Raw genomic sequence first — 1,580 nt, 5'->3', positions numbered from 1 at the left:
TCGTCCGGTACTCCCCGTCGGGGCCGAGCGCGTCGATCGCCACCAAATCGGCTGCGACACCGGGCACTTCGGCGGGCGGGTTTCCGTCACGGGGATGCCGTCTACCTACCCACCGATCATGCGGGCGCCGACGAGATCATCCGGTCGGCCGACCTGGCGATGGTGTACGGGGGCCAGGACGTGGTGGACAAGTACGCCGCTGACCCGGCGGTGATCGTCAACGGGCCGGGCCGCGCCAAGATCCTGATCACGGCGGATCGGGATTGGCGCGACCACATCGACGTCATCGTCGACTCGATCGCCAATCTCGGGGGAATGGCCTGCGTCAACACCACCGCCGTGCTGTGTGAGGGTGATCCCGCCCCGCTGGCCGCGGCGATCGCCCGGCGGCTGGCGGAGCTCGAGCCGCTCCGCACCGACGACGAACGGGCGATCCTGCCCACCCAGCCCCTCGACCAAGCCCGGGCACTGGCGGACTTCCTGGCGGCGAAGGCCGCCGGCTCGACCCCGGTGCTCGGCGCCGATCAGGTGGTGGCCGACCTCGGCGACGGCTACGCCGCGCTGCGCCCGGCGGTGCACCTATTGGCCGAACCCGTCCCGGACACGCTCAACGTCGAGCTGCCCTTCCCCTGCGTTTGGGTCGCACCGTGGTCGCCCGGCGCCGGCCTGGAACCCTTGCGGCGGTCGCTGGTCGTCACCGCGATCACCGGCGACCAACGGCTGGTCGACGAGCTGCTCGCCGAACCGACCGTCGGCAACGTCTACGTCGGCTCGCACCCGACGTGGTACGCGGCGCCCGGCATCCCGCACGACGGCTTCCTGGCGGACGCGCTGATGCGCAACAAAGGCTTCGTCGCGGACGGCCCCTGACGCGACCGATTCAGGCGCCGGCCGGGCCGTCGCCATCCGGGCGGGGCACCAGGGTGGGCGGGACCAGCTGCCCCGGTTGCGGCCAGTTGCCGAACGCCTCGGCGTAGCTGTGGCTCATCACCTCGAGCACCGTGCCCCAGGGGTCGGTGGCGTAGGCCAGCACCCACGGTCGCCCGGGCACGAATTCGTACGGCGCCGCCAGCAGCGTGCCACCGTGCTCGACGACCCGGTCGACCGTGGCCGCGACATCGGGGTGCGTGATGCACAGATGCCACCAGCCGCGGTCGAACCACGGCTGCCGCTCCCGCGGCCACCCCGGGTCCTCCGTCGGCGGGTCGACGAACTGGAAGAGCTCGATGCCCACGGAGTTGCCGGTGAGCAGATGCGCCTGCCAGGCCCGGCGGAACCGGCCGCCGAACACCGAGGCCGCCTCCGGGTGCCCGCCACCCTCGAGCACCCGCGGGCCCATGATGCACCGGAACCCGAATACCTCGCCGTACCAGTCGATCGCGGCGTGAATGTCCGGGACCGTCAACCCGACGTGGTTGACGGCCAGTGCCGCCGGGCGCCCGTCGCTCAGCTTCCGAAGCCACCTCTACCGCTCGAGACGGTCGAGGCGCCGCTGGTGCCTGCGTCGAGGTGGCTGGAGGCGAAGGCGACGCCCTTGTCGATCATGGCGCCGTCGTCGGCGTAGGTGTTGTGGGCGGAGA

General features: G+C 71.9%; 1 protein-coding gene and 2 pseudogenes. 1 reads left to right on the top strand and 2 read right to left on the bottom strand.

The genetic code is table 11. The features are described 5' to 3' along the window. Window positions 1-870, top strand: a pseudogene (locus tag A5704_RS12810) (aldehyde dehydrogenase); the annotation flags it as partial. 10 nt (window positions 871-880) lie between these two features. On the opposite strand, the gene A5704_RS12805 reads toward A5704_RS12810, so the two are convergent. After that, window positions 881-1,426, bottom strand: a complete 546-nt coding sequence (locus A5704_RS12805; RefSeq protein ID WP_082954849.1) for a VOC family protein — start codon at window positions 1,424-1,426, stop codon at window positions 881-883. Between the two features lie 20 nt (window positions 1,427-1,446). Continuing rightward, window positions 1,447-1,580, bottom strand: a pseudogene (locus tag A5704_RS12800) (cutinase family protein); the annotation flags it as partial.

The sequence above is a fragment of the Mycobacterium sp. E735 genome, from assembly GCF_001666955.1.
GTDB lineage: Bacteria > Actinomycetota > Actinomycetes > Mycobacteriales > Mycobacteriaceae > Mycobacterium.
The sequence above is the reverse complement of the archived record's forward strand: the minus strand, read 5'-3'. Positions and strand labels throughout refer to the sequence as shown.